Origin of the sequence: Qipengyuania sp. (genome assembly GCF_043423005.1) — a bacterium.
Taxonomy (GTDB): Bacteria; Pseudomonadota; Alphaproteobacteria; order Sphingomonadales; family Sphingomonadaceae; genus Qipengyuania.
Map to the genome: position 1 here is coordinate 1 of NZ_JBHWMI010000076.1, position 9,745 is coordinate 9,745.

9 protein-coding genes are annotated in these 9,745 nt (G+C 61.1%); 2 read left to right on the forward strand and 7 right to left on the reverse strand.

The features are described 5' to 3' along the window. Positions 1-140: 140 nt before the first annotated feature. Positions 141-503, forward strand: coding sequence for a hypothetical protein (locus ACHFFA_RS10935; RefSeq protein ID WP_394270875.1), 363 nt, complete (start codon positions 141-143; stop codon positions 501-503). A 422-nt stretch (positions 504-925) separates the two neighbouring features. Here ACHFFA_RS10935 and ACHFFA_RS10940 read toward each other — a convergent pair whose 3' ends face one another. From ACHFFA_RS10940 to ACHFFA_RS10950, 3 genes are all read right to left on the reverse strand, one after another. Next, positions 926-1,384 carry an ion channel gene (locus ACHFFA_RS10940; protein WP_087910621.1) on the reverse strand — a complete coding sequence of 153 codons (459 nt, stop codon included), beginning with the start codon at positions 1,382-1,384 and terminating at the stop codon, positions 926-928. A gap of 71 nt (positions 1,385-1,455) precedes the next feature. Beyond that, positions 1,456-2,001: a HAMP domain-containing sensor histidine kinase gene (locus ACHFFA_RS10945; protein ID WP_082347913.1), complete on the reverse strand. Its 546-nt coding sequence runs from the start codon at positions 1,999-2,001 to the stop codon at positions 1,456-1,458. A 417-nt stretch (positions 2,002-2,418) separates the two neighbouring features. Continuing rightward, positions 2,419-3,081: a TetR/AcrR family transcriptional regulator gene (locus ACHFFA_RS10950; protein ID WP_394270876.1), complete on the reverse strand. Its 663-nt coding sequence runs from the start codon at positions 3,079-3,081 to the stop codon at positions 2,419-2,421. 441 nt (positions 3,082-3,522) lie between these two features. Between ACHFFA_RS10950 and ACHFFA_RS10955 the strand changes: the two genes are divergently transcribed. Then, on the forward strand, positions 3,523-5,037 hold the full coding sequence (locus tag ACHFFA_RS10955) for a mechanosensitive ion channel family protein (RefSeq protein ID WP_063612715.1): 1,515 nt from the start codon (positions 3,523-3,525) through the stop codon (positions 5,035-5,037). A gap of 21 nt (positions 5,038-5,058) precedes the next feature. Here the strand turns inward: ACHFFA_RS10955 and ACHFFA_RS10960 are convergent, their stop codons facing one another. From ACHFFA_RS10960 to ACHFFA_RS10975, 4 genes are read right to left on the reverse strand one after another with little or no spacing between them, the layout of a single operon-like run. Next, positions 5,059-6,540 (reverse strand): phosphatidylserine/phosphatidylglycerophosphate/cardiolipin synthase family protein, encoded by a 1,482-nt coding sequence (locus ACHFFA_RS10960; protein WP_191229312.1) that lies wholly within the window; start codon positions 6,538-6,540, stop codon positions 5,059-5,061. A 29-nt stretch (positions 6,541-6,569) separates the two neighbouring features. After that, on the reverse strand, positions 6,570-6,959 hold the full coding sequence (locus tag ACHFFA_RS10965; protein ID WP_046903475.1) for a hypothetical protein: 390 nt from the start codon (positions 6,957-6,959) through the stop codon (positions 6,570-6,572). Positions 6,960-6,991: 32 nt separating this feature from the next. Continuing rightward, positions 6,992-8,224 carry a patatin-like phospholipase family protein gene (locus tag ACHFFA_RS10970; RefSeq protein ID WP_158246558.1) on the reverse strand — a complete coding sequence of 411 codons (1,233 nt, stop codon included), beginning with the start codon at positions 8,222-8,224 and terminating at the stop codon, positions 6,992-6,994. After that, complete coding sequence (locus ACHFFA_RS10975; protein ID WP_394270877.1) at positions 8,211-9,698, reverse strand: efflux transporter outer membrane subunit; 1,488 nt, start codon at positions 9,696-9,698, stop codon at positions 8,211-8,213. The genes ACHFFA_RS10970 and ACHFFA_RS10975 overlap by 14 nt, the downstream gene beginning before the upstream one ends. Positions 9,699-9,745 lie beyond the last annotated feature (47 nt).

Here is a 9,745-nt window from a genome sequence, read left to right on the forward strand (position 1 = left end):
GCAGAGGCCTACGGGCGGATCAGCGAACCAGATCATGGGGGGCATGCCCCCCACGATCTGATGACCAAAATGGCGGCATAATCACATCCGGGATTAGCTTAACTTCGCCGCCAACCTGTCCAACAAGGCGGGACCACCTCATGGAGAATGGCCAGGCGCGGACTCTGTGGCTGTCGGGCGTTCACCGGAGAAGTGCCACGAAGGCCGATGCCAAGATCCTTGCCGGACAGGATCTGGACTATTCGCTCGACCCCTTTGATGACCAGAGCTTCTACCGGTCGGCCGCGCGTTCGCGCAATGCCGCGCTGGAAGTTACCGTGGGCGTGTCGCCCAAGGCCTCGCGGGTCTGGCTTGGCAAGGCAAATTCAATCGAAGGGTTTGCCGCTTCGGCGGCGCTGCTCATCAACGCTGTCGCGGCCGCGAAGCAAGGAACCGCCGAGCCATTCCGCTTTCTCGCAACCCCGGTGCAGGCGCTCGACCCTGCACAAGTCAAAGGCGGATAAAGACCGAACCCAGGTCGCTTTGTTGCCACCGTTCGAGATGTCCTTAAGCCCAATCCATCTCCGTTAAGCCGACTAATCCTATTGTCCGATATGGGCATCGCTCCGACGCCCTCGAACCGACGTCCGCTTTCGGAACGTAGCCCTCAATGCTCGGATGACTGGGATGAGAGGGCGAAGCCGACCTGAGCGCATGCCATGCGAACATCTGCTTCTGGCGAACCGCCGAGTTGGTGGTTAGGACCGACATTAGAGTCGCAACCCGCCATTCCACTTTTGACCATCCAGTCTACGCAAGCGCCAAGCCCCAGACTATTTGTCGAAACCCGGGCGGATCGGCGTTTTCTACTTGGACAAGGCGATGCGGGTAGAGTGGGCAGGCACAATCGTTTATGCTAGCCAAAGTGAGCCGGTTCTGTACGAAGTCATTCTGCCGTCGAAATGTGGGATCGCGTCGAACTGCCTTTCTCCTCGCGCACCTGACCCACGAATTCGAGAAGAAACGCAGTGCTCAAACCGAACATGACGAGGCCGTTGGCAGCCACGATCGCAGACAGCAGCCGCACATCCTGCGAGAGGATAACGTCGCCGAAGCCTAGCGTCGTCAGGGAAACCGTTGCGAAATAGAGCGCCGGTTCCAGCGCTTCGAAGGCACCCAATACAATAAACAGGCCCGCCCAAATCCAAGCCGCCAGCGTGATAGCGAGCAGCATCCATATCGTAGAAGCGGCAAGAAGCAAGGTCGCTCCAAAGCGTGTTGTTCGCGTGCGAGGCGGCGTGAAGCGATCATCGACTGAGAAGGCTATTGCGGCAAAACACGCTTGCATGATGATGGTAAGTGCAACGGTCACCGTTCCGATCGCGAGTTGAGCGACGATACTCATCGTTGATGATCCTCAATTTTATCAATTTGATTTACTCCTCCGATTATTATCAGTCTGCAGTGGAGTCTCGCTCATTCTGAGCTTCTACCCGCCGACAACAGCACGACTTGCACATGCAGTCCTCGGCCCGGCTTGGACCGGAACGAGACGGAGCCGCCTATGGCTTCGGCAAGTCCGCAGACGATCGCTAAGCCAAGGCCGGCTCCGCCCGTCTGTCGATCGCGTGACGGATCGAAACGGGCATAGGCCGTGCCTAACGTCAGTTGTTGGTCGGGCGCAACTCCCGGGCCATCGTCCTCAAACGACCAGCAGGTCTTACCGCCATCCGAAACATTCCTTACCGTGACGGTCGAGGCGTGGCGCAGGGCATTATCGACGAGGTTATCAAAAATCCGTCCGAGCGCGGTGGGATCACCCAGCACATGGCTTGCCGGCGAAAGGTCGAGGCCGATGCGGTCCTCATCTGAATGCAGCGCCAATAGATCACCAGTCAGAGCCGTAAGGTTGACCTCCACCGTCGCCCAGACCGCGGCGTCGCTCTCTTTATAGTAAGAGGGCGACGCTGCGCTTCGTGAAAGTTTTGAGGTCAGGAGAGAGGCTCCCGACCGGCCCGTCATGGAGAAAACTCATGGGCTCCGCCGCGAACCCGAACTGCCCGATCATCTCGATATCGCACGAGAAACGCCGGACTCGTTACCGACCGGCGAGTTCGCGATTTTCGAGGATGACCCGGATGAAGCTGCGCGCGCATCGGCCTTGCGGCGACGGATGCAAGGGCTGGCGCGACAGGCCTCGCAACCCCGACGACGGCTTTGATCTGTAGGAGATCGTGATGCGAAGCGTTACTAAGGGTTTATCGAGACGCTCGGGCGGCGGTACGCCTCTGGCAGAACATTGCTCGACGAGATTCCAGAGCACATTGAGCCGGGGCCATCTTCTGGACACTCCGATCACGATGAATCCGAAGGATACTGAAATATCTTTAGGTTCAAACCAATGCAACGAAGTTACTGATTTATAAGATATGCGCCAGCTTACCGCCCATTCGTCGAAAAGACGACGCCAGTGCGAAGTGCAGCCATCACGAAATCAAGTTCCTTGTCCAGGCTGACGGATTCGCTGCCATGATATTCGGGACCCATGCCCCTCAGTATTTCATAATTCGGCAAGGAGAATAATAAGTCGAAGACTATCTTAGCGATCGCCGGGAAGTCTGAGAACGCAATTTCTCCGTTTGCGTAGCCGTCCTTTAGAATTTGGTTCATAACGCCGGTAACGTCAGCCACGGCTTTGGCCCTGATCTTGTTCTGCAAATCGGGGCGGTAATTGGCAAGCCATGTCAGCAAGGTCTGTATGCCGCGGCCTTCTGCGGTGAGCGAGGCTTCTAGAAATTTATGCGCAACGGCTTCGAGGCACTCGCGAATGGGGCCATTGGCAGGAAGAGTGCTCACCGGACGGATGTGCTTCGCAATACCATAGTCCATCGTCGCACATAGCAGTTCATCCTTGGATTTGTAGCGTGCGTAAAGTGTTCGCTTCGATACGTGGGCCGAAGCGGCGATCGCGTCCATCCGGGACGCATCGAGGCCCTTAGCGATAAATTCCTGCAGCGCTTCCTGCAATATGTGCTCGCCTAGTTTCTCGGCCTCCTCTTTTGAAGGACGACCGCCGCTTGAGGTTCTGCGGGGAAGTGACATCTATTCTCTCACTATTGCATTGGTTCGGCCATCTGATCTGCTGCCCAGTAGGACGAGGCCTTTGTGGTATGGCCAGGCAAAGCTCCGCAGCGGGCAACGCGGACTAATGATGCCCACATGAACGCTTGCCTGCCGCAACGGAAAACGGCATGGTACCGGTGAGTTTACTTTCTTTCATCGCCGGCGCCAGCAAAAATGGCCTTTCCCCCAAGGCAATCTCTCCGATCGATCAGTGAGCCGAGCTTTAGCGGTTGGAATGCAATCTCTGTCTTTCGTAGGTTCGTAGGGTTGAAGCCATTGCGGAACTGCGATGGCCAGCGCCTTCCAGATAATATCCCGATCGGACCGATATCGGTTCTCCGTCTTTCTGCCCTTTTATTGCTGGTCGCCTGCGCCGCCTTAACACCGGCTTCCGCTCAAATCGCTCCTGTGGCGGAGCCGATGGCCGAGCAGGCCGCTGAAGTGGCTACCGACCCTTTCGGTCGCGAGACGCCGCGTGGAACGGTGACCGGCCTGATCAGCGCCCTGGCGGCGAAGGACTACACGAGGGCTGCTCACTATTTCCACCTGTCTGCGGAAGAGGATGAGGCTCAACTTGTCGATCAAGGAGCGATCTGGGCCACCAAGCTGCAAGCCGCGCTCGACCAACAGGGGACGCTCCTGCCTTTCGGTGCCTTGTCGAACGAAGCGAGTGGGCGTCTCGACGATGAACTGCCGGCCGACACCGAAGAGGTAGGCAGGCTCGGCGGCGAGGAAAGTCTGCCGATCCTTCTCACCCGGACCGACAGCCCTGTCGGCAGCGAGGTCTGGGGGATTTCGCAGGAGACCGTTGAAGCTCTCGAAGCAGTGTCTGTGGCGGCGACAAATCCGGCTGAACCGGAAGACGGTGAAAGCGCCGAGGTGGCCGGAGCCCCGCTGCAGGACTGGGCTCTCTTGCTCGGGAGCGCAGCCGGCAGTTTCTTTCTCTACTGGCTTATATCGGCCGGACTTCTGGCCATCATGCGGCGTTTTGTGGCCGACCGCGAGAAAAGCGCGATCTACCGCTTCACGCAGGCCGCCTTGCCGCCGCTCAGCCTGTTTCTCGCAGTGGTGACCTTCCACCTGTGGACGGGCAGCATCGAGGCGTCCATCGTCGCGCGCCAGACCTTGCTGCGCTATATCGGTATCGTTGGCTGGGTAGCGCTTGCTTGGTTTGCGCTGCGCCTGGTCGATGCCATCGCACGCGTTGCTAGTGCCCGGATGGAACGCCGCCAGCGGCGGCAGGCAGTGTCGGTCGTCGTCCTGTTGCGGCGTACGGCAAAGATAGTGCTCTTCCTATTGGCGACGGTAGCGGTCCTCGACACGCTGGGGGTCGATGTGACCACGGGCATTGCCGCATTGGGCATTGGCGGCATCGCCTTGGCGTTAGGCGCACAGAAGGCCGTGGAGAATTTGATCGGCAGCCTGAACGTCATCGCAGACCGCCCTGTTCAGGTCGGAGACTTCTGCCGCGCGGGAGATATTGTCGGCACCGTAGAGGATATCGGTATGCGCTCGACGAGGATTCGCACGAATGAACGCACGCTCGTCACCATCCCGAACGGTGATTTTTCCTCCCGCGAGATCGAAAACTTCGCCAAGCGCGACCGCTTTCTCTTCAATCCCACGATCGGCGTCGAATACGGTATCTCCGCAGGCCAGCTGCGCCGGGCCGTGGAGATTATCGAGCAGATCCTGCGCGATCACCACCTGATTGAAAAGGATGGCCTCCGTGCTCGATTTGCTCATTTCGGCGAGAGCTCGCTGGATATCGAGATCTGGTCCTACATCATGGTTGCCGATTACGCGGAAAGCCGACTGATCCGGCAGGAACTGCTGCTGGCCATTTTCGAGAGGTTGAAGGCAGCCGGTCTCGCTATCGCCTACCCGACGCGGACGGTCCATTTGGTGACCCAGGAGAATGACGTCGGCGCGTAGGTCGCCGCGCCCAGATGGTATTCACAGCAGCCAATCGATCGGCGTTTTGCTGAGAAGGCGAGTGAGCACTCGCGACCACCATGTGGTTCCAGGCTCGGCCAGTTCACATTGACGGACATCGTCGCGCATGTCCATCCAGTTCAGTCGGCCTTTGTCATCCACGACGATTTTGTAGGAGCCGGACGCGATCATGGTATCGAAGGCGTGGTGCATCTGTGCCGCCAGATTCTCACTCTGGATGACGATCCCGAGCTCAGTATTGAGAGCGAAAGAGCGCGGATCGAAATTGAAAGAACCGACAAAGACCCGACGGCCGTCTACAGCGAACATCTTGGCATGCAGGGTGGCATTCTCGTTTGTGTTGCGCGGCGAAGGTCGACGCAGAGATTTGCGGGTGGTCTTGGGCCGGTCTCCAGGGGCAGGCATCTCATACAGACGCACCCCCGACTTCACGAGAAAATGCCGATGCTTTGCATATCCGGCATGAACCATAGCGACATCGGTCGAAGCAAAGGAATTGGTCAGGACGCGCACATCGACCCCGTTGCGTGCCATTTGCGCAAAGGCCCTGGCACCTGATGAGGTCGGCACGAAATAGCCCGAAACGACGAGCAATTCCCTTTCCGGTTGACCGATGAGACTCCTGAGGACGCTAGCCATGAGATCGCCTTGACGCGATTGTCCGAAAACCTTGGCGGGCCGATCGCTGACCAGCTCGACGGGCACCCATTCGAATTCAATCCGTCCGGCCCGCGCACGCTCAAGCAAAACAGATCCGGCGGCACGGCTTAGATAATCGGTCGCGGAGGGGCCGGAAACTGACCGCGTGAAATCAGTTGCCCCGCTTGCCGCGTACTGCTTCGGATCTTCCTTCACGATGCAGTCGATTTCGACTGCAGCGGGACAATTCCAGAACGCATCGAAACATTCGGAGACTTCTTGCACCACCGCGCCTACGCAAAGCGCATCCACATCGGCAAAAATCCCCTGCTCTCGGTTGGCGAAGTACTCGTCTCCGACATTACGCCCGCCGACACAGGTTATCTGATTGTCGACTGTAAAGCTTTTCGAATGCATCCTGCGATTGACGCGGTGGAAATCCAGCAGGAAATCGAGCGGCTTGAAGTGTCGGTTTCGAAACGGATTGAAAATGCGGATTTCGAAATTGCGGTCGCTGGCCAGCCAGCGCAATTTGCGGTCGAGGCCGGGAATGCCGTTATCGTCAACCAGCAGACGGACCCGTACACCCCGCGCTGCCGCTCTGCGCAAGTCTTCCAGCAGGAGATTACCGGTCAGATCGTCGCGCCAGATGTAATATTGCAGGTCGATCGATCTTTCGGCCGCGGCGATGAGTCGAGAGCGGATGGCAAACGCGTCTATGCCGTCCTCGACAAGTGCAACGCCCGTCAGGCCGGGATGGCCCACCGCGTGCTTAGCGACACTCAAGCCGATTGCGGAAAGTGCCGTATTTCCGAACGCATGAGAAGCTGCGCGCTGTATCATGAACGGAGGGTGCCGGTCGCGCATCCGCGTTACGGTGCGCTGTCGGGAGGCGTTGTCTGCGACGGAACAGCAGGGCCAATGTCCGGTTCTGTTCCGGTTAGTGCAACCGACCTGTTGCACAGCTTTCTCGTCATCTCCCGGTCGCGAGTCGGGTCTGTCACGACCGCGCGACCCGAAGTCTGGCCACGCATCCCCATGAGACCGCAAGGACCGGGATGGTCGCCGCCTTCCGCTTGCGGATCGGTCACGGCCTGTAAGACACGCAAAGTGCCGTGCTCGGCATCGCGACACGCCAGCAGCACGCGCACGCCTTTCATCGCCAGGTGCGGGGCGATCTCGTAGCCGGTGCCGCTATTGGCGCCGTTAACGACGGCCGGCCGTCCGGATTGATGGGGGATATCGGAAAAGGCGAAGCTCATGCGGTATGTTCGTCCCGGTGCCATGACGGGCGCTAATCCTCGGAACTCGTCGTTTCGGGCACGGCTGATGCGACAGTGTCCGGATCCGACGATGGCGGACTATCCTGCCATGCCTGTGCCCGACCGCGCTCCACGCCATAGTCGAACAGCGTGCGCATATAATCCTGCTCGAAAAGATCGTGCTCGTCCGCGTCGAAGTCCTGCTCGATAAAGGTCAAGTGATATCCGGCGCCGGTCGATCTCGCCCAGACATAGGCCGAGGCCACACGGTCCTGGAGGCTGGAGAAGAGCATCACCTCAAGCGTCCGCTTGGCGATGCTGGAGAGACCTGCTTCGATCAGCTCGAACTCGCCTGCCATCTTGCCGTTGACCAGCAGATACAGCTCCGTTGGGGACTGGCTGTCCCGCAGGATCTGGTCGTTCGCGACCGGCGGAGCGGCCATCAGGGTCGCAATGGTGCCGCCATCGACATGGAGTTCGCTGATTCGCTCTCCCTGCGCTTCCATCTCGATCAGCACCGGGGGGAACTGCACCGGGACGGAGCTGCTGGCGAGCAGGATGCGCCGGAAAAGGGCATAGCGACCGGGCGCATCACCGGCCGCGATCGCTCCCATGTCCCAGATCGCATTGCCGGGGCGGTCGAGGCTGACGGTGCCGACGAACAGGCGCCGGCCCTTGCGGTGCTCTTCGCCGATGGCATCGATCACCGCATCAGTGGCGAAGCGGGCGATTAGAGCCTCGAGCGGCCCGGTCGTCGCGACGCTGGTCGAGAACGGGATCGCCAACGCGAAGCGGTCCTTGTAAATGTCGTCGGGCGTGATCTCGGTATAGGCGCGTTTCAGCTCGTCGTCGTAGTCCGGCCCGAGCAGCGCGAAGGGGGCGATGAGAGCCCCGGTGCTGACTCCAGTGACCACGGCAAATTCAGGTCGCTTGCCGGTTTGCGACCATCCGTTGAGAAAACCCGCACCATAGGCCCCGTCATCCCCACCGCCCGACAGCGCGAGCACGCGCAGTGGCTCGCCCGGCGGTGGCGGGGCGATCGAGATCTGTGTCAACAGGTCGGGGGAATTGGCCCAATGGCGGATTTTCGGCGAATCCGGCGCGTGCGCGGCTTCGATCTGCGCGGCCTCGAACGGTTGCCGGTCGAAGCTGGCACAACCGCCAAGCAGCAATGCGGGGCCGAGCACTCCCAGGACGAGCGTTCGCACCAGGTCGATGGCCTGTCCCGGCATCATGGTCAGGCGGAGTTCTTTACGGGTTCGCATCGCCATCCTTCTCGGAAATCTCTGGGGGATCAGCCTCCGGCGCGTTCCAGCTTCCGCCGAGCGCCAGATTGAGCGTGACGAACTGCTCGCGTTCCATGCGCTCGATCGTCGCCAGATCGCTGCGCGCAGTGATCGCCTGCTGCCGGATCTGCAACACGTCAAGCAGGCTGCTTTCGCCGACCCTGTACCGCAGATCCTCGATCCTGAGCGCTTCCTCTATCTCGCGCACGCGGATGACGGCCGCGTCCCGGCGGCGGCGAAGCACCACGCCGCTGTCGAGCGCGGTTTCCACCTCCTCGAAAGCGGCCAGCGCGGCGCCGGCATATTGCGCGATCGCCGCGCGCAGTTCGGCATCGGCAATGTTTTCGCCGGCAGCCAGCGCGCCGCCCTGGTAGATCGGCGCCGCGACATTGCCGCCAATGCTGAACAGGGTCGCGGTAGGATCGAAGATATTTTCAAGGGCGTCCGACACCGCGCCCGCCAGCCCCGTGAGCGACAGGCGCGGCAGGCGCGCCTTGCTGGCCTGGTCCTCGGCATGCAGTGCGGCGGCGACGCGCCGCTCGGCCGCGACCAGATCGGGCCGCCGCTCGAGCAGCGTCGAAGGCAGCCCGGCAGGCGGCGGCGTTGGCATGGGCGGCAAGTCAATTCCCGAGGCGAACTCGGCCGCGGGATAGCGCCCGACCAGTAGTTCGAGAGCACGGATCGCCTCGCGCCGCGCGCCCTGTGCCCGTGCGAGAGCCTCGCGCGCCTGTTCGAGATTGGCGCGGATCAGTGCCAGATCGCCATCCATCGCGACGCCCTCGCGGACCTGCAGACCCACCAAGCGATGCAGATGTTCGAGCGTATCAACCGCTTCCTCGGCCAGCCCCACCTGCCGCGAAGCCTCGATCGAGACCAGATAGGCGCGCGCCACGCCCGCGGCAATCGATTGCCGGGCCGCGAAATAGTCGGCGCGGGCAGCCGCCTCGTTCTCGAGCGCGGCATACCAGCCATCGCTGATCCTGCCCCACAGGTCGATTTCCCAACTCGCCTGCGCCAGTCCCAGAAAGCTGGTGCTGTCATATTCGATGCTGGACGGCACCGGCAGTCCGGCCTGCCCGCCGATTTCGATATCATCGATCTCGATATGGCTGCGCGAACCCAGGCCGACCGCCTGAACGGCCGGACGCAGCCCGGAACGCGCCTGACGGGCAAGTGCTGCGGCGCGCTGGACCTGCGCCGCGGCGGCCTGAAGATCACTGTTCTTCTCCTGCGCTTCGGCCACGAGCGCGGCGAGGCGCGGGTCGCCGAAGGCGGCGACCCATCCGTCCGCGACCGGCCCTGCGGCATCGGCGACTGCCCGCCAGCGTTCCGGCAAAGGCGGCAGGGACGCGCGGGCGGGTGCGACCGGACCATCGCCGACCCTGTCGGGATGCGAGCAGCCTGACACCAGCATCAGGCCGAGCAACATGGCGGTGAGAGGGACGATGCGCATGGTTCAACTTGCCCCCTGTGGCTCGGCTGCGGTCTCGTCAGGGCCGA